Here is a 17,950-nt window from a genome sequence, read left to right on the forward strand (position 1 = left end):
CCCCATTTCGCATTCAAGGCGAGACATATAATGAAGTTTTTCATCTCGACATTCTTCACGTTTCTTGTTTTGCAAGCTGCACCTGTCAAAATATGCTGGGCTCTGCCGGATCATCGACCGTCCGACGAGCGCTGGTGCTTTGATTACACACGGTCACTGCCGTCCGACCTCGTCGATAAAGTGGACGAAGAGGGATACAGCATTCGAAAGCATTTCGATGTGGATTTCGTCGTGCTGGTCGTTCCCTCCCTGAACGGTCGAGAAATCGTTCCTATGACGGCCGAGTTGTTCACCCAGTGGGAAATCGGCAAACACACAAAGGGGAAAAAGGGCATCCTGATCCTGATCGCCGAAAAGGAGCAGCAGATTAAAATTGAAGTCGGGTACGATCTGGAAGCCATATATCCGGACATCTATATCGGGCAGGTGGAAAGGGAGTTTCTGAAGGAATTCCTGGAGCAGGCGGACTGGGATCGAGGCCTGCTGGCAACACTGGAAAACTTCCTGGAACGACTGTATCGAAAAGGCTTGGTCAATGAAGTGCGCGATACAGCATCTCCGGAATATGATCAACCGTATTATTCCCAAGGGGCCGGTGCAAACACAACCTTTACCTTCGGCGGGGAAGCAAAGAAAGCGATACCGAAAACATCACCGGAGCGAAAGCGGTATTTCGGACCGCAGGCCACGCCCCGTGAAGCGTTTGAACGCTACATGGAAACGCTGGCCCTGAATAATAAAGATAAAACCCTGGATATTTATTCGGACCAGTCAAAAATTTTCTACCGGCATTGGCGAACCAGTTCCGGCCAGCGGCGTGCCGAGTACGATGCCGCCCGGGGGAAGCAATATGTGGTTCGGCAGCAAGGCAAATATGCCGTTGTCATGGCTCCGTTTAACACATCCATCGATACTTTTATCTGCCAGTGCCCCTATTTTTTCGTACGTTCCGATGCCGGCTGGCATATCGATATCAACACCATGTCCCGCACGTTGATGATGGGCGGCCCCACCTGGCATCTCATCAGCATGGCCCATCCGTACATGTTTGCCTTCGAGGACTATTTGTTGAAAATGAACCGTTATTATCCCAAACAGGGTCAACATGCGTTCCTTGGAATTACCTATCCGCTATTTCATAAGGGACGTGGTCCCTTTCAAATCAGTCCGGAATGGGACAGCCCTGCAAAAAAGGCCGGCATCCAGGACAAGGATATTTTGATATCGATCGACGGGATAACAATTACCGAGCCGTATCAGGATTGGGAAATGATGAAACGGTTCCAGCCAGGGGACCGTATCGAGGTCATTGTCAGGAGAAACGGCAGGCAGAAGAAAATTCGGGTAACTCTGGCTCCGCTCAAGTCCTATCTGGATGAATTCCCCTATGTGAGGAAACATGGTGATCCCTGGACCGGATTCTATTTTGCCTATTCACAACCTTACGAAAGAGAAATTGAAGACGTTCAACTTTCCGTGATCGACGTCGTTGCAGGAAGCCCTGCGCAAAAGGCCGGATTTCGACCCGGGGACCTGATCTATGAAGTGCCCGGCTCCCGGGATCGACACGTGGGGTTTTACGATTATAAGAGAATGTTAAAACGAATGCGCCCCGGTCAGAAAACCCGCCTTAAGGTTTTGCGCAACCTGAAAAAACGTTTGGAACTGGAAATCGAAATCGGCAGCTATACCGAAGGAAAATCCGGCATATAAAAAATTCTCAATGGGTCGTCATCGGACATACCATTAACTCATGGAGATCTTCGATTGCTAATGAGTCGTCAACCACTCGAGCAAAATAGCCGAGACTCTTTCAGGTTTTTCCATCGAAGTCATATGCCCGCAATGGGTGATAATTTCCAGTTGTGAGTCCTGAATCAACCCTGCCATTTCTTCGGAACATTCCAGGGGGGTGACCCGGTCCTGCTCTCCGCAGACAATTACCGTCGGACAGCTAATATCTGAAAGGCAGGGGACCTGGTTGGAGCGGCCCATGATGGCCTGCTGCTGCCGGATGAAAACTTCCGGTCCGATTCGGTTGGCCATGTCCACGATCCGACGTTTCAATGCCCCATCCTCCACCCTGTCCGGATGAACCAGGACGGAAAAGAGCAATTCGTTCACATCGGTAAATTTTCCTTGCCGACACAAAGCGATCAGCTTTTGGCGCTTTTCGATCTGCTCAGCCGAGTCCGCCCGGGCCGAGGTGTCGATCAGCGCCAATCGTTCAACCCGATTGCCGTACCTTCGGCAAATTTCCAGAGCGATGTAGCCGCCCATGGACAGACCTGCCAACGAAAAACGGTCAGGGGCATCGGCAACCACCGCTTCGGCGATACGGCCAATGGTTTCGTACTGCATGTGCTTTTTGGTAACGATGCATTCGGAAATTTGGCCGAGGACTGCCACCTGGTGCTGCCACAGGGCATGGTCGCAAAGCAGTCCCGGAATGAGAAGCAACGGGATTTTTCTCATCATCGTTTTCGATTCTCCTGTCCTCGAATCAAAAAGCCATTAGGAACGCCATTGTGTGGATATGCATTATTCCTTTTTCCGAGAAGGAATGCCTGCCAGGGCCTTGGCCAGGGACATCTTTTTGGCCAGGTCTCCTTCCCGGAAAATCATGATACGCTGGGCCTGGGGAGAACCGGCGCCGTGCATGGATTCCACCATGGCGGTTCCGCCCGTCATGGCCTCGATGAGCCGGCCGATCTTGATGCGGTCTTCCACCGGGATGTCGGCAACCCCGGTGAAGTATTTTTTCACCAGATGGCCCACATCGTCGCTGCGCAGATCGTACTCGCTGGGCAATGTCGCGATAAATCCGCCGGCCAGGTCCACCGCCAGGCGGGCCACCTCGAAATGAAAGCGGGTGACATTCTGTTTGCACACGTTGGCCAGCATGGTGTCCACCATGTAGGCCCCGGATTCGGTGGGCACCCCTTCGACCGAACAGGCGATGGACGAGCTGTAAAGCGTTTCGCTCAGGTGGATCATCTCGGTCACCTTGTCGCGAACATGGGACCCTTTGGCCGATCCCTGGGCCTGGGCCAGGTACGTGACCGCACCGGTGAGCACATCCATCAGGCCGGTCTTGCAGGCCCCGTAGTTGGCCCGGTGGTGCGCCGCAAAACGGTAAACGATGGATCCCGTGAACTCCGCCTCGCCGTTGAGGAAAATCCGCTCATTGGGAATGAAAACATCGTCGAAAACGATCATGGCCTCGCCCCCGACGGCGCCGAAGCGGGGTTTGCCCACATCGATGGTTTCCTGTTTGTCCCGCCGGTCGTCCCCGGCCTGACGGCCGAAAACCATGGTGATGCCCGGTGCATCGATGGGGATGGCGCCCACCAGAGCGTAGTCCTTCGATTTCTCGTCCATTGCCATGGTGGGCATGATCAGGATTTCATGGGAATTGACCGCGCCGGTCATGTGCAGTTTGGCCCCCCGGATGACGAAGCCGTCAGAGCGGCGTTCCACCACCCGGACGAACTGGTCCGGGTCTGGCTGGTCGACCGGGCTCTTGGAACGGTCTCCCTTGGGATCGGTCATGGCGCCGACCACCATTAAATTCTCGTCCTGAATATCGGTCAGCCACTTTTTGAACCGCTCGAAATAATCGGTGCCGCATTTTCGGTCCACTTCGTAGGCCACCGAATAGACGGCATTGATTCCGTCGAGCCCCACGCAGCGTTGGAAACAGGTCCCGGTTTTCTGGCCCAGCACACGCAGCAGTTTGACCTTTTTGATCAGGTCCCCGACATTCTGATGTACATGGGTGAAGCGGCTGACTTTACGGCCCGTAAGATGAGAGGTTGCCGTTGCCAGATCGTGATATTCGTCACTGGAGGCCAGGGCGTAGGTCATGGCTGCCGCCCGCACGTGAGGCGCCGTGGCCGGGTGAACGGTGACATCTTCGATCTTCTCGCCCTTGTAATAGATGACCGGGTTGATGGCCTGCAAACTGGACATGTAGTCCGCACTGGTTTTGATTTTCATTGTCTGTCCTCTGGGTGGGGTTATGGCTTAACTTTTACGAGCCCGTCGGAAATGCAACTTTTCTACGAGTCAAACAACTTTCGGGCCTTTTAAAACGATTTTGCCGAAACTCTTCCTGCCGGAAAGGGCAGCAAGCGCCTCGGGATAATCCTCGAATGCATACTGACGGTAGATGATCGGCCGGACCTTGCCGGCAGCCCACAGGCGATTCAGCTCCGACTGGGTCTGCTCGATGCGTTGGGGATCGTGGTGCCTGTAATTTCCCCAAAACAGGCCGATCACATCCATATTTTTCAACAGAATCCGGTTCAAGGTGATGGACGGAATGATGCCGGAAGCGTACCCGATCGTGATGATGCGGCCCTCGAAGGCGATGCAGCGGGTGCTTTCTTCGAATACAGACCCGCCAACCGGATCGAAGATGACATCGACTCCCCGGCCATCGGTAACTTCCTGGATGACCTTGCAAAATGAATCTTCACGGTAGTTGACGGCCACCTCGGCGCCTGCACGCCGGCAGGTTTCAAGTTTTTCATCGCTTCCGGCGGTGGCGACCACTTTTGCACCCAGTGCACAGCCGATCTGGATGGCCGCAGTGCCCACACCGCCGGCTCCGGCATGGACCAGGAGCCACTCGTCGGCCTGCAGCCTGGCACGGTGGACCAGGGCCATATGGGCCGTCTGGTAGGTCAACTGAAAGACGGCAGCTTCTTCATAAGTCATATCCTCGGGCAGGATGAACGTGTTTACCTGCTCCGACACCATATACCCGGCACAGGCGGCCTTACCGAAAGACATCACCCTATCGCCGACCTGAAATGCAGATCCCGAGCCGGCCTCCACAACCCGGCCGGCGGCTTCCACCCCGGGGATGAAAGGCAGGGTTCCTTTCTCCTGGTATTTCCCGGCAATGGCGAGAATATCCAGATAATTCAATCCAATGGCATTCACCTCAACAACGGCTTCTTCGGGCGGCGCGCACGGCAGGGCACAGGATTTTAACTGTAATACGTCCTCGAATTTTCCGAATTGTGTGATTTGCCAGGCCAACATTTTTTCACGTCCGATGGGCATGGGTTCCTCGCTACTTCAAATACGGGGCATCCGCTCAACGCTGCCCCGAAAGTCTTATGGCGGCCCGGCAGTAGATCTCTACGCCGGTGAGAAGAATGTTTTCATCGAAGTCGAAACGGGGATTGTGAAGCGGGGCGCAGCCGTCCCGCCCGACGCCGAGAAAAAAGAAGCATCCTTCGGACCGGTCCAGAAAAAAAGACATGTCCTCACCGCCCATGGTCGGTTCGGGCTCGACGACATTTTCAGAACCCACAATGCTGCCGGCAACCTCCCGAATTTCTCCGGCCATCCAGGGGCTGTTTGTCGTCACCGGATACCCCGGTTGGTAATCCAGTTCATAATCGGCGCCCATGGCCTGGCAGATTCCTTGAGCGACCCTGTCGATTCGCTCGGCCCAGGAATTCCAGATCTCTGGATCGAAGGTGCGCGTGGTACCGCTGAGAAAGGCCTTTTCCGGAATAATGTTAAACGTGGTCCCCGAATTGAACTGGCCGACGGTAACCACCGTGGGGCTCAAGGGGTTCATATGGCGGCTGACGATTCGCTGGAGGGCATTGACGATTTGGGTGGCGACATCGAGCGCATCGACGCAAAGATGGGGCATGGCGCCATGGCCGCCTTTGCCCTTTATGGTGAGATCGAAGCGATCCATGGCAGCCATCAGGGGGCCGGCCTTGACACCGATTTGCCCCTGGTCGACTCCCGGCCAAAGATGGCAACCCAGCGCATAGTCGACGTGAGGATTTTCCATGACACCCGCATCAATCATCGGCTTGGCTCCCCCCGGGCCCTCCTCTCCCGGTTGAAATATAAATTTAATATGGCCGGAGAGTTGGTCGGAAATTTCGGAAAGTACCGCCGCCGCACCCAGTACCATGGCCATGTGGCCGTCGTGGCCGCAGGCGTGCATCGCGCCTTCATGCGAGGAGGCAAAGGGCAGATCGGTTTTCTCCTCTACGGGCAGAGCGTCGAGTTCGCTTCTCAGCATCAGGGTTTTTCCGGGTTCGGGGCCGGCCAGCACACCGAGTACGCCGGTTTTTGCAATTCCGGTGGTCACCTCCAGCCCGAGCCGTTCCAGGCGGTCTGCCACGTATGAGGACGTTTTACACTCCGTGTATGCCGTTTCGGGGATCCGGTGAAGATCTCTTCGCGTTTGAATGATCTTCTCCCGGTGCTTTTCGATCAGCGCCTTTATTTCATCCATGGATACGGGTCCTTGACACCCTGAAGGAAGGGGTCTGCTGTTGGGTTATCCGTCCAATAAAATACTTTATGTCCAGCGTTGCAGGCAGGATAAGGTGGAAGCCATCATTCGAGCACACATGAGAAGGCAACGGGACAATCAAATGCCTTTAGGGGCTGTCGGTCAGCCGGTTGATCGGACATGCTGGCCGGTCTTTCATGTAGGACCGGCCAGCATGCATCTGCCTAACTAAATTCGACCGTTCATTTTCAACTGCTCTTTAAGCAGTTCGCCGGCTTTTGCGCAGTATTTGGGATCCTTTTTCGAATATTCATCGACAACTTCGATGGAGAATTTTCTCATCTGGGCGACCGTGTCTGCGTCCATATAGGAGAGTTCCCCCATTTTTTCCTTCTGGAATTTTTCAATATCGATAGAATCGTTGTATCCGGACCACCTCAGAAAATCGATGCCGGTGGAGGCGGCACATTCTTCGATGATGGCCTTGAAGTCGTCGGGAAGTTCGTCCCACTTTTTCTGGTTCATGATGATTTCGCCGTTGTTGATGCCGGCCAGATAGGGCAGGACGATATAGTCGGTCACCTCCTGGAACTTCATATCCCAGGCAGTGGAAACCGTTCCCCAGTGGGCGCCGTCACACACCCCGGTCTGCAGGGCCTGGTAGATCTCGGCACCGGGGAAGAATACCGGCGTGGCGCCGGCTTTCTGGAACACCTGGGCCGCGATTCCCGTACTCCGGACCTTGAAGCCTTTGAAGTCGTCCAGGGTGCGGATCGGCTTTCTGGAGTAAAGCGCCAGCCCCGTCATGGGCAGCGGTGCCACGAACCGGACATTGTGCTCGCCGTACGCCTGGCGAAAAATCTCGATGGCGCCCATGTCGTAGAAATAGGCATACATCTCGGCGGCCCGTTCCCATGTGAACAACTGGCCGTTGATGTGCCCGGCGACGGGCACCTTGCCGATCCAGTAGGCCGGCCAGATCAGCGAGATTTCGAACAGTCCGCGACCGATGGCCTCGAAGACGTCCTTGGTCGGTACGATCGCACCCGGAGGAAGCGGGGTGATATCCAGTTCGCCGCCCGTGGCCGCCCTGACCCGATCACAGAACTTGACGTAGACGTCCTTGTAGTAGCCAACCCCGGTGGGCCAGTGGGTCTGCATCCGCCAGCGGATTTTTTTCGATTTGGCACTGGCCACCTTGGGAAAGACGGTCGCCGCACCGGCTGCGGCAGCAGCCACGCCGGCCTTGATCACGTTTCTTCTGCTGATGTTCTCTGCCATCTGTTCTCTCCTCCTGTTGTGGGTTGTCGGTTGCCTCGTCCGAACCAGGCGCTGTCATTTCCTGTGAATAAATTGATCCTTTGCTCAGTTTCAACGATCCCGCAGTTCTCTGCGAAGCATCTTACCCGTGGTCGTTTTGGGAACGTCGTCGATGATTTCGACAATGCGGGGATACTTGTAGGCGGCCAGACGCTCCTTGCAGAATGCGATCAGTTCTTGCGGTGTGGTTTTGCCGATAAAATCATCGCTCAAAGAGACGAATGCCTTGACCGTTTCGCCGCGGTAGCTATCCGGCACACCGACTACGGCTGCTTCCTTGACGCCGGGATGCTGGTACAGAACGTCTTCCACATCCCGGGGCCACACCTTGAAACCGGATACATTGATGAGATCTTTTTTTCGATCGACGATGTAACACCAACCCTCAGCATCGATTTTGGCCACATCTCCCGTATGGAAGCGGCCATCCTTGATGGCATTGGCGGTCTCCTCCGGTTTTTGCCAGTAGCCGGAGATGATACTCGGACCCCGCAGAACCAGTTCACCTTCCTCGCCGGGGTGCAGGACGGTCTCCGGGTTGTCCACATCCACCACCCAAGCCTCGATACCGGGAATGATCAGCCCGACGGAAAGTGCTCCGGACTCTTCGTCCACGGGTCCGTTTTTGCCCAAGGGAGCAATCGTGGCCGGAGACGCACTTTCGGTCAGTCCGTAAACATTGTAGATGGTCAGCCCCATGGCTTCCTGAAATTTTTCCACAGTGCTTGGTGAAACAGGAGCACCGCCGCTGTAAGCCTTTTTGAAATGAGAAATATTGAAGGACTTCAACTTCGGATGATTGAGCAGGGCGATATAGACCGTGATGGAGGCCACCGTAAAGGTAACCCGGTGCTTTTCGATCAAACGCAAAACGTCAAGGGCATCGAAGCGGTTGAACAGGACCATGGGAATGCCCATGTGAAACGCTATGGCCAGGTGGGCCACGATGCCGGTAATGTGAAACATGGGCGCGATGCCCAGTACCACATCCGTTCCATCCATCCTGGCCGTCGATTCGTAAACCAGGCAGTTGTGATGAATGTTGGCGTGGGAAATCATGGCGCCCTTGGGCGGCCCCGTGGTTCCGGATGTATATACCAGATAGGCCAGGTCTTCGGGGGCCGGAGAAATCAGTTCTATTGTTTGATCCCCAAATTTTTCGATCAGGGCCATGAAATCCGACGTTTCATCGAAAAGCGTCTTTTTTGCCGACTGTAATTGCTCAGGAACGCTATCTCCGGCACCCAGCAGGTCCAACGGCGAAGTTGTGATCACCGGACGCTGGCCCGCAGCAGCTTTAACCGTCTTTTCGTAGAGCGTATCCTCGCAAAAGACACCGGTCGCTCCGCTGTCGGAAAGCAGATGGTTCAAGTCCTTGGTGGTGTACATGGGGTTTACCGGCACAACGATGCCGCCGCGCATCCAGACTGCCAGGGCGCCGATGACGGCCTGCGGGACATTCTGGAGTACGAACAGCATCCGGTCTCCCTGCCCCAAGCCCGATTCGGCCAGCGCTGCCGCAAAGGCCGACGCCATCTTTTTCACCTGGGAAAAGCTGTAGACGGTATCGAAGTAGTAGATACACGGGGCATCCGGGTTTTTCTCTACGGCTTTGTCGAACTTGGCCAATACACTTTCTTTGTGGGCCGTGAAGTCAGGGGAGAACCATTCGGGGTAGGTCCTCAGCCAGGGTTTGTCGTCATAATACGCGGTCATCATACGCCTCCTCGGTTTCTCGTCAGGCAATGGTCCAGCCGCCGTCGATGGCAATGCTCTGTCCGGTAATGAAATCCGAAGCCGGGCTCGCCAGGAAAACCACGACACCTTCAATCTCCTCCAAATGCCCCCAACGCCCCATGGGGGTCCGCGCATTGATGAAGTCGAATCTCTCTTTGTCGTTGCGGATCTGTTTGACCATGTCAGTCTCGAAGTAGGTCGGAGCAATGGCGTTGACGCGCACGCCCAATTTTGCCCATTCCAGGGCCATGATTTTCGTCATCTGTTCGACGCCGCCTTTTGCCGAAGCGTAGGCCAGTTGGTTGATGATAGCGATGCGTCCCAGGATCGAACTCATGTTGATCACCTTGCCGTAGCCATTTTCGATCATCTGGGGGACGACGGCCTTGGCCACCAGGTAGTAGCCCTTCAGGTTGGTGTTGATCACCCGGTCCCACTCCTCTTCGGGAAATTCGAGGACCGGTACGCGGTAGTTGGTGCCAGCATTGTTGAACAAAATGTCAATCCGCCCGAAGTGATCGAGAATCTCCGCGACGCCTTTTTGAACCGTCTCGGTGGAAGTGACTTCGAGCACAAAACCGGCTGCCCGGCTTCCCGCGGCATTGACCTTGGCGACCACTTTGTCGATGTCTTCACGGTTGCGTCCGCAAATGGCAATGTCCGCTCCCGCCTTGGCCATCGCCATCGCCGCGGCTTCACCGAGACCTTTTGAACTGCCGGTCACCATGGCCACCTTGCCTTTAAGACTGAACTTTTCTAGACTCATGACATGCTCCTCAGGTAAATTTCAGCAATACTGCCGATCATTGAAATAGGAAAAAGGGAGATTTCCTGTCTTTTCGAAAGCAGGACAATCTTTTGACTCATTTCGGCGGTGCCACAATGACCAATGTATCGGAATAACGCAAAACGCCTTTGACCACGCTGCCTAGCATCGCTTCGGCAATTCTGCCCCTGCGGGTCGATCCCATGACGATCGCATCGCAATTCATCTCTTTGGCGGTCGAAATGATGGTTTCGATTACATTGCCTTCCAGGACGCGAATATCCGTGTCAATCGTTACCCGGTCGACGGATTCTTCGAAGGCAGTCTGACAAAAGCGGTTCAATTCGGTCTCCAGCATCCGGATCTCCGTTTTTTTACCAATGAGGGTGCTCTGGGCGCTTTCGGTCGTCTGCTTTCTGATTTTCTGAATTGTTTCCTCGTCTATAAATGCCCTGGCCCCCTTGGGCAGATCCTCCATGACATGCAAAAATACGATAGAGGCGCAAAATTTACTCGCCAGCATCGTTGCATACTGGAAGGCATGCCGCGAGGTTTCGGTAAGATCGGAGCTAAAAAGAATTTTCTTGATTTGAGGCTGCATGGATTTGGCTTCCTTTAAGCGATAAAATAATGGTTGCACGTTCTTCAGCTTTGGTAGGAAAACTTGCGTCCCTGGACCTCAGCTTCGGCCACGATAAGTTCGGCTGTCCACCTGGCCGCTTTTCCTACCACTTGCGGGCACTTGGTTGAGTGTCCGCCGGCTTCGAGAAACTGATCCCACTCGTCGGGATTATTCAGTCGGTACGCCTTTCCCAGGACTTTTTCATGAATATTTTTACAAACCGAAGAACCGTATTCTTCGACGAATCGTTCGTGCAGGCGGTTGGCCAGGCGGTAGGAACAGAAGCGAAGGCCCTCCTTGTCGGCCAGGTTGTCCAACTCACGACCAAACAGCAGCCCCATGGCCATGACTCCGCCGGTAAGACCGCCGCATGACCCTTCGATGGAAAGCCCCACTCCACCGCCAAGCCCTGTGGCGGACTTGAATGCCCCGTGATCCCTGAGAAAAGGAAAGCATTCCATCAGCGCACCGAGTACACACTGGGCGCATCCGTGGTATTCCTTTTCGAATTGATACGCCCGTTTTTCCACGGCATCGAACAATTCCTTTTGTGATCGGTAGGGCAGTTGCATTGTCGCCTCCTGATTTGTTTTTGTTTCGACCTTTTTCTCGGTTCTCAGTGCACGTTCATGTGTTCCGGCAGCCATGTGACGAATCCGGGAAACACCATCATGAAAACCAGCGATGCAACCATGATGGCAATAAACGGAAGTACACTGCGGAAGATGATCTTCATCTCTGTTTCCGGGCTCAATGATTTCAGGTAGAAAAGGTTGTATCCGAATGGCGGGGTTATATATCCGATGCAAAGGGCGATATTGAAGACCACTCCGTACCATATCGGGTCGAATCCCATGGCGCTGACCACCGGATAAAAAAGCGGCAGACAGAGCAAAATGATGCCCATGGGATCGAGAAACATTCCCAGCAGCAAGATGGCGCCCTGGAGGACGAAAATCAAAACCCAGGGGCTGACATTCAGGTTCATGAGCATGCTCTGAACAAAATAGATTCCGCCTCCTCCGCTGTATATGGCGACGAAGCCGGATGCTCCGAACATGATCCAGAGCACCATTCCGGTGATGCTGGCGGTCTGGTAGGCCGTCTCCTTGAAAAACGTCCAGTTGAATTCTCCCCGGATGATTACGCACAGCAGCACGGCCAGCGCGCCTACCGAAGACGCTTCCGTGGGCGTGGCAATCCCAAAAAAGAGCGATCCGAGAATCGACAGGATGATCAGGGTGGGCAGCGCGACCGACTTCAAGGCGCGTAGCTTCTCCTGCATGCTGGGGGTTTCTTCCAAGGCCGGACAAAGATCGGGCTGAAGCCAGGCGCGGACCACAATATAGATCATAAACAGGATGACAATGCCGACGCCGGCGACAAGCCCCCCGGCGAACAGTTTTCCGATCGACTGGCCGGTCATCATTCCAATAACGATCAGGGTGATACTTGGCGGGATCAGAATCCCGAGCGTGCCTGCGGAGCCGATCGATCCGAAGATGATTGTCTCACGATATTTGCGCTGCCGCATGGGAGGAATTGCCACCAGACCCGTTGTTACCGTCGATGCCGAGCAGTTGCCGGTCATGGCGGAAAGGGCGGCTGCGAAACCGCAGGTGCCGACCGCCAGTCCGCCCCGCAGACGGCCTGACCAGAGGTAGAAGGCATCGTACATGTCTTCGGCGATTTTCGACTTGGAAAGCGCCACACCGATAAAAACGAACAGGGGAACGGCGGCCAGAAGCAGCATCCACATGTAATTGAAAACGCCCGTCACAATCGGCATCAAACCGGCGGGTCCCCACATGAGAAGTGCCGTGATGACCCCGATGGATCCGAGAGCGAAGGCCAGAGAGACGCCAAACATGATGCACAGCACGAGAGATCCGAACATGCCGATGGTAAGTAAGACTTCAGGACTCATATTTCACCCCCTTTACCAGTGTGATGCAGGACATGGTAATTCTGGAAATTCCCTGGAGCAGGATCAGCACGACCCCCACGACAAGCAGAAATTTGACCGGATAGACTGGATGGGCCAATGCCATTTCGTCCGCCTCGCGAATTGCCCAGGAATTGGCAAAAAAGGTGATCCCTTCCTTGACGAGAACCGTTGCCCATAGAATCAACAGCGCATAGTTCACGATATCCAGGAACGCCCGTACCCGAAGGGAGAATCTCTGATAAATGATGTCGACCCGGACATGGGCGTCTTTCAAGAGTGTAAAGGCCCCCACCAGGATGAAGTAGCTGCCGAACAGCCGTTGGGAATAACCGTGCGCCCAAACGGTCGGCGAGTCGAAAAAGTACCGCGCAACGACCTCGAAAACGAGCATCAGGATCCCGGCATAGATCACGAATGAGACAATCTTGCCCGACCATTCGCTGATGCTGTCGATGGTTAGAAATAGCTTCCTCATGTTGATCCTCTCCCCCCTCTTGAATTGTCGACGCGATGATGAAATGACAGCCGGCCGCGACCGGTCCTGTTCGTTCAGGCGATGCCGGTAAAATCTGGCTTGCTGTCGCGCATCGAAGAATCGTCCAGCGACTCGTCGATTCCGGCCAGGTACCTGGCCAGGCGTTTTTTATCTTCGAAATTGTATCCGATGTTCAGGGCAATGGTTTCCATGATCGGAGAGCCCCCTCCATGGACCCCGGCGATTTTGTACCAGGAGGCCATGCTTGAAGCGCCGACGTTTTCGACGAACTGCCAGATTTTGCAGGACGTTTCGGGTGACAGCTTCGGATTTCTCAGTATGAAGCGCTCCAATGCCTCCTTGTTTTCGCCTTTGTCGAAATCTTCGTTGAACGGCATGGTGACCGCGATGCCGCCTGCAATTTCGGTGAGAAGGTTGTATTCGTGGTAAATGGTTTCACCGGTCAGCCGTCTTCCCACATTGGCGTAGATTTCGTTGGGAAAGAAAACCCCGCTGGCGGTTTTCTCGCCGAATACCGCTGCAGCAATGCCGGCGGCATACGCCAGTTCCGCTGCCCCGGCAAACTCGGAGAGTTTTTCCTTTATATGGCTGGCTTTTTCGATATTGTTGGCCTCCGCGGCAAGTGCTGCAGCACCGCACAAAATATCGGAGACCGCCGGTTTGCACCCGCTGTAGCTGTGTCGATGAGAGTCGGCGAAAAGGAGCGCAAGCCGCCTGCCGAACTGCCACTCTCCGCACATGAAAACCCTTTCCCTGGGTACGAATACATTGTCGAAAAAGACAATGCAGTCCGATACGCCATAACGGCAAAAGGGACCCGCCTTGGGGTTGTCCTTTTCCCGAAGCCACACCGGTCTTGTGATCAGCTTCAATCCTTCCACATCGGCGGGTACAGCGAATGCGACGGCAAAATTGCGGTCTTCCTCTCCCAGCGCCCGCGTCGGTAAAGCGATAATTTCGTCCGCATAGGGGGCTTGAGTAATGGACATCTTGAAACCGGAAACGACAATGCCATCCTTGCGCTCCTCGACGATATGCAGGTAGGCATCGGGGTCCTGCTGCTCACTAGGACGCTTCATGCGGTCGCCCTTGCTGTCTGTCTGGGCGCAGCATCCGTCCAAATCCTTTTGGTGATAGACTTTGAGGTAGTCGGTGAAGCGGCGGTGGTATTCGGTGCCGTTGGCATCGTCCATTTCACGAGTGCAGATCGCCAGGGCGTTGATGGCATCATGTCCCATACAGCGCTGAATGCAGCCGCCGGCGCGGCGGGCCCCAAGACGGATCAGCTTCTGCTTTTGAATCAAATCGTGAGGGTTTTGAGGCAGGTGCGCCCATCGGTTGATTTCCTCACCGGTCACCGGTGAGATAGCGGTTGCGACCCCCTTCCACTCAGGATCCCGGGCCAGATCGAAAGTGATGTCGAGAACACTGATTCCCGGTCTTAGTCTCGGGTCGTCCCGACCGACACACTCGCCACCGATATAGATATTTGACCGCATGGCAAAAAGATCGTCATGGTACTGCTCTTTTGTTCTCAGCAAAGCCGGCTCCTTATAAGCGTTGGTTAAAGTCCACCCGAAATATTTAACGTTTGTCCAGTGAGGTATTTGGAAGCGTCCCCGACCAGGAACAGGATGGCATCGGTTATGTCGTATATTTCTCCGAGGCGTCCCGACGGAATCGCGTCGATGACCTCATGTTTCAGGGCTTTTTCGATTTTCAGGGGTCGAACGGCGCGAATGAAACCCGGGACAATGCAATTGACATTGACGCCCGCTGACGCCAATTTGGCCGACATGGCACCGCTCAGCGCCATGGTGCCGGCTTTAACCGTCTCGAAGCGAATCGGAGCTGCGTATTTGTCCCATCCCCAGGGAGCGACAAAAACGATTCGTCCCGATGTTCTCGCCCCCATGCATTCATTAAAATAGTCGGACAGCTCATGGGCGCAGCTCAGGTTCTCCTCGAGTCTTCGACCGATCCGATTCATCCCCTCCTCATCCGGGATTTCCGTGGTGCCCACCCCCAGATCATGAAGGTAAATATCGATGGGTCCGTGCTGATTTTTAATGTCCTTGAGCATCTTCCCGGTCATCGGACCGGCATCCTCGGAACGAATGACGGTCATAAGCTCCTTTTCCGCATCAGGCAACACAGGAAAGGGCGCTGCTGTGGTTTCCTCGCATACATGGATGACCACCCGAATGCCTCGACCTACCAGTGCTGCGCAGATACCCTGACCGAGAACGGTTCCGCCGTTTACCACAAGTGCGGTTTTGCCTTTTAAGGCATCCGATTCGGAAGAAACCGTCTCCTGCCCGTCTTGCCTGGTGAGCATTCCATGAAACATCATCTCAAGAATCGAGCGTTCGGCTTCGAGTTGGCTGGAATGGGCCCTGAGATCCCATCGCTTGATGGTCCAGGCGTCGATCATGGACTTGATCAGGTTTGCCGTAAGTCGGACGTTGCATTCTCGAAGCTGGCCCCGGGAGATGCCTTCTTGAATGACAATTTCGAACTTTTCAACGTGGACACGTTCCTTTTCCAGCAGACGCCGTAAGAAATCTTCTTTAAGGATATGGCTTTCCTGGTAAATCAGAAGCAGGGCGTCGGCCCACTGGTCCATGAGGTTGAATTCACCCCGGACCATTCTGCGCAGCTTGTCGATAGGATCCTGGATGTTTTCCAGACTCCGGTTGAGAATCTCCATGGCCGACCCGGCCAGAAAATCATGGATGAGAAAGAAGATGTCCTCTTTGCTGCCGACATAGTCGTAGACATTGCCGTGGCTCAGGCCGGCTTCTTCGGCCAGCTCTTTGAGGGTCGTCTTGTGAAATCCCTTTTTGGAGAACAATTTGATGGCAGCCAGAATAATCTGGCGGCGTCGTTTTTCCACCAAATGTTTGTTTTTTACCGTGGTTGGAATGTCTGTGGGCGCCTTGGCCATGGCCTCTCCTGATGCCAGTAAATAAAATCTGAATGACCAATCGGAATCTGAACGACTAATCGGAATTAAGACGAGATGGGGTGTCTTGTCAAGCGAAAATATCTCGAATCCAATAAATCCGTTCTGGCAGGATCACAAGAACGCAACTGAATAGCTTAATAAAACAGCGTGTTATTGTTGTGGGGGTAGCGAATTGAAAAAAACCAAAGGCAGGTATTAAATGAATATATTTTCGCTAAGCGGATAAAAACAAAAACACTGAATTGGATTTATGTGGCGTTGCATGCCAAACCCACTGTCTCCCTGAATGGATTGGGAGGGTAAAGCATCGATCCATGCTATGGGAAGGCAGCACTGTAAATTGCATTGATGCTTAGCAGCGCCTTTTATGCATTTTACAGTCCTCCCGAAATATTCAGGGTCTGCCCGGTAAGGTATTTGGAATTGTCCCCGATGAGGAAGAGGATGGCATCGGTTACATCGTAGATTTCCCCGAGGCGGCCCGACGGAATTTCTTCAAGGACCTCATGCTTCAAGGCTTTTTCGATTTCCAAGGGGCGAACGGCACGAACGAAACCGGGGACAATGCAATTGACGTTGACGCCTGCTGGGGCCAATTTGGCCGACATGGCACTGCTCAGCGCCATGGTGCCGGCTCTCACCGTCTCGAATCGAATCGGCGCCGCATATTTGTCCCATCCCCAGGGGGCAAGGTAAACGATTTTTCCGGAAGCTCTGGACTTCATCAATTCGATGAAACTGTTTGAGAGTTCCTGGGCACAGTTCAGGTTTTCTTCAAGCCTTTGGCGTATGGCGGCCACTTCAGCTTGTTCAGGAACTTTGGTCGCCCCGATACCCAGATCCTGCAAATAGATATCGATGGGGCCGTATTTCGATTCGGCCTCCCTCAATATCCCGGGGGTCATTTTTCCTGCCTCTGTACCTGAAATGACGGTCAGCAAGTCCTTTTCTTGTTCCTCTGGAAACGGCAAAGGATCCGCTGCGATAGTGTCGCATACATAGGCGATAACCCGAATGCCCTTGTCCACCAACGCCGCACAAATGCCCTGGCCGAGAATTGTCCCCCCATTGACGACCAGCGCCACTTTGCCATTCAAGATGTCTATTTCGGATAGAGCTGGTATCGGACCGCGTTCATCGACAAGCAACCCGTGAAACAGCATGTCGAGAATCGAACGTTCGGTTTCGAGTTGGCTGGCATGGGTCCTGAGATCCCAGCGTTTGATGGTCCAGGTGTCGATCATGGATTTGATCAGGTTGGCCGTGAGGCGGACATTGCATTTTCTGAGCTTTCCCTGGGCAATGCACTCTTCGATAACAAGTTCAAATTTCTCAAGATGGGCGCGTTCTTTTTCCAGTAAACGACGCAAAAAATCCTCTTTCAGGATGTGGCTTTCCTGATAAATCAAAAGAACGGCATCTGCCCACTGGTCCATGAGGTTGAATTCGCCCCGAACCATTCTGCGCAGCTTATCGATGGGATCATGAATGTTTTCCAGGCTTCGGTTGAGAATCTCCATGGCCGAGCCGGCGACAAAATCATGGATGAGAAAAAAGATGTCTTCTTTGCTGCCTACATAGTCGTAGACATTGCCGTGGCTCAGGCCGGCTTCTTCGGCCAGTTCTTTGAGCGTGGTCTTGTGAAACCCTTTTTCAGAGAACAATTTGATGGCAGCCAGGATGATCTGCTGACGGCGCTTTTCTACCAGCTTTTTGTTTTTTACCGTGGTCGGAATGTCTGTGGGCGCCTTGGCCATGGCTTCTCCTGATGTAAAGGCATTCAGCGGAAATTGCGAATCGATATTTTAAACGATTC

15 protein-coding genes are annotated in these 17,950 nt (G+C 54.1%); 1 reads left to right on the plus strand and 14 read right to left on the minus strand.

Annotated elements, in window-relative coordinates; all coding sequences use genetic code 11:
- Window positions 1–30: 30 nt before the first annotated feature.
- The gene (locus tag GN111_RS29090; RefSeq protein ID WP_155307108.1) at window positions 31–1,713 is read left to right on the plus strand and encodes a TPM domain-containing protein; all 1,683 of its coding nucleotides are present in this window, start codon (window positions 31–33) and stop codon (window positions 1,711–1,713) included.
- Window positions 1,714–1,770: 57 nt separating this feature from the next.
- Here the strand turns inward: GN111_RS29090 and GN111_RS29095 are convergent, their stop codons facing one another.
- From GN111_RS29095 to GN111_RS29160, 14 genes are all read right to left on the minus strand, one after another.
- Complete coding sequence (locus GN111_RS29095; RefSeq protein ID WP_197740450.1) at window positions 1,771–2,478, minus strand: alpha/beta fold hydrolase; 708 nt, start codon at window positions 2,476–2,478, stop codon at window positions 1,771–1,773.
- Window positions 2,479–2,541: 63 nt separating this feature from the next.
- A complete protein-coding gene (locus tag GN111_RS29100; RefSeq protein WP_155307109.1) occupies window positions 2,542–3,999 on the minus strand; it encodes a 4-hydroxyphenylacetate 3-hydroxylase family protein in 1,458 nt (485 codons plus the stop codon).
- A 69-nt stretch (window positions 4,000–4,068) separates the two neighbouring features.
- Window positions 4,069–5,073, minus strand: coding sequence for an NADPH:quinone oxidoreductase family protein (locus GN111_RS29105; protein WP_155307110.1), 1,005 nt, complete (start codon window positions 5,071–5,073; stop codon window positions 4,069–4,071).
- 34 nt (window positions 5,074–5,107) lie between these two features.
- Complete coding sequence (locus GN111_RS29110; protein WP_155307111.1) at window positions 5,108–6,277, minus strand: M20 metallopeptidase family protein; 1,170 nt, start codon at window positions 6,275–6,277, stop codon at window positions 5,108–5,110.
- Between the two features lie 228 nt (window positions 6,278–6,505).
- On the minus strand, window positions 6,506–7,558 hold the full coding sequence (locus GN111_RS29115) for a TRAP transporter substrate-binding protein (protein ID WP_155307112.1): 1,053 nt from the start codon (window positions 7,556–7,558) through the stop codon (window positions 6,506–6,508).
- Between the two features lie 90 nt (window positions 7,559–7,648).
- Window positions 7,649–9,316, minus strand: a complete 1,668-nt coding sequence (locus GN111_RS29120) for an AMP-binding protein (protein WP_197740451.1) — start codon at window positions 9,314–9,316, stop codon at window positions 7,649–7,651.
- A gap of 19 nt (window positions 9,317–9,335) precedes the next feature.
- Entirely contained in the window at window positions 9,336–10,100 is a 765-nt protein-coding gene (locus tag GN111_RS29125) for an SDR family NAD(P)-dependent oxidoreductase (RefSeq protein ID WP_155307113.1), read from the minus strand.
- A gap of 97 nt (window positions 10,101–10,197) precedes the next feature.
- On the minus strand, window positions 10,198–10,701 hold the full coding sequence (locus tag GN111_RS29130) for a universal stress protein (RefSeq protein WP_155307114.1): 504 nt from the start codon (window positions 10,699–10,701) through the stop codon (window positions 10,198–10,200).
- A 44-nt stretch (window positions 10,702–10,745) separates the two neighbouring features.
- The gene (locus GN111_RS29135; protein ID WP_170302508.1) at window positions 10,746–11,294 is read right to left on the minus strand and encodes a C-GCAxxG-C-C family protein; all 549 of its coding nucleotides are present in this window, start codon (window positions 11,292–11,294) and stop codon (window positions 10,746–10,748) included.
- A gap of 44 nt (window positions 11,295–11,338) precedes the next feature.
- Window positions 11,339–12,649, minus strand: coding sequence for a TRAP transporter large permease (locus GN111_RS29140; protein WP_155307116.1), 1,311 nt, complete (start codon window positions 12,647–12,649; stop codon window positions 11,339–11,341).
- Window positions 12,639–13,145, minus strand: a complete 507-nt coding sequence (locus GN111_RS29145) for a TRAP transporter small permease subunit (RefSeq protein ID WP_155307117.1) — start codon at window positions 13,143–13,145, stop codon at window positions 12,639–12,641. The genes GN111_RS29140 and GN111_RS29145 overlap by 11 nt, the downstream gene beginning before the upstream one ends.
- Window positions 13,146–13,219: 74 nt before the next feature.
- A complete protein-coding gene (locus GN111_RS29150; RefSeq protein ID WP_155307118.1) occupies window positions 13,220–14,707 on the minus strand; it encodes a 4-hydroxyphenylacetate 3-hydroxylase N-terminal domain-containing protein in 1,488 nt (495 codons plus the stop codon).
- Between the two features lie 23 nt (window positions 14,708–14,730).
- On the minus strand, window positions 14,731–16,113 hold the full coding sequence (locus GN111_RS29155) for an SDR family oxidoreductase (RefSeq protein ID WP_155307119.1): 1,383 nt from the start codon (window positions 16,111–16,113) through the stop codon (window positions 14,731–14,733).
- 395 nt (window positions 16,114–16,508) lie between these two features.
- Window positions 16,509–17,891: an SDR family oxidoreductase gene (locus tag GN111_RS29160; RefSeq protein WP_155307120.1), complete on the minus strand. Its 1,383-nt coding sequence runs from the start codon at window positions 17,889–17,891 to the stop codon at window positions 16,509–16,511.
- Window positions 17,892–17,950: the final 59 nt, after the last annotated feature.

The organism is Desulfosarcina widdelii, from assembly GCF_009688965.1.
Classification (GTDB): domain Bacteria; phylum Desulfobacterota; class Desulfobacteria; order Desulfobacterales; family Desulfosarcinaceae; genus Desulfosarcina; species Desulfosarcina widdelii.

What these genes read in the sequence shown, in the direction of transcription:
- GN111_RS29160 (WP_155307120.1), bottom strand. Translation starts at nt 17,891, where the DNA reads ATGGCCAAGGCGCCCACAGACATTCCGACCACGGTAAAAAACAAAAAG.
- GN111_RS29130 (WP_155307114.1), bottom strand. Translation starts at nt 10,701, where the DNA reads ATGCAGCCTCAAATCAAGAAAATTCTTTTTAGCTCCGATCTTACCGAA.
- GN111_RS29105 (WP_155307110.1), bottom strand. Translation starts at nt 5,073, where the DNA reads ATGCCCATCGGACGTGAAAAAATGTTGGCCTGGCAAATCACACAATTC.
- GN111_RS29125 (WP_155307113.1), bottom strand. Translation starts at nt 10,100, where the DNA reads ATGAGTCTAGAAAAGTTCAGTCTTAAAGGCAAGGTGGCCATGGTGACC.
- GN111_RS29095 (WP_197740450.1), bottom strand. Translation starts at nt 2,478, where the DNA reads ATGATGAGAAAAATCCCGTTGCTTCTCATTCCGGGACTGCTTTGCGAC.
- GN111_RS29100 (WP_155307109.1), bottom strand. Translation starts at nt 3,999, where the DNA reads ATGAAAATCAAAACCAGTGCGGACTACATGTCCAGTTTGCAGGCCATC.
- GN111_RS29145 (WP_155307117.1), bottom strand. Translation starts at nt 13,145, where the DNA reads ATGAGGAAGCTATTTCTAACCATCGACAGCATCAGCGAATGGTCGGGC.
- GN111_RS29090 (WP_155307108.1), top strand. Translation starts at nt 31, where the DNA reads ATGAAGTTTTTCATCTCGACATTCTTCACGTTTCTTGTTTTGCAAGCT.
- GN111_RS29120 (WP_197740451.1), bottom strand. Translation starts at nt 9,316, where the DNA reads ATGATGACCGCGTATTATGACGACAAACCCTGGCTGAGGACCTACCCC.
- GN111_RS29135 (WP_170302508.1), bottom strand. Translation starts at nt 11,294, where the DNA reads ATGCAACTGCCCTACCGATCACAAAAGGAATTGTTCGATGCCGTGGAA.
- GN111_RS29140 (WP_155307116.1), bottom strand. Translation starts at nt 12,649, where the DNA reads ATGAGTCCTGAAGTCTTACTTACCATCGGCATGTTCGGATCTCTCGTG.
- GN111_RS29110 (WP_155307111.1), bottom strand. Translation starts at nt 6,277, where the DNA reads ATGGATGAAATAAAGGCGCTGATCGAAAAGCACCGGGAGAAGATCATT.
- GN111_RS29115 (WP_155307112.1), bottom strand. Translation starts at nt 7,558, where the DNA reads ATGGCAGAGAACATCAGCAGAAGAAACGTGATCAAGGCCGGCGTGGCT.
- GN111_RS29155 (WP_155307119.1), bottom strand. Translation starts at nt 16,113, where the DNA reads ATGGCCAAGGCGCCCACAGACATTCCAACCACGGTAAAAAACAAACAT.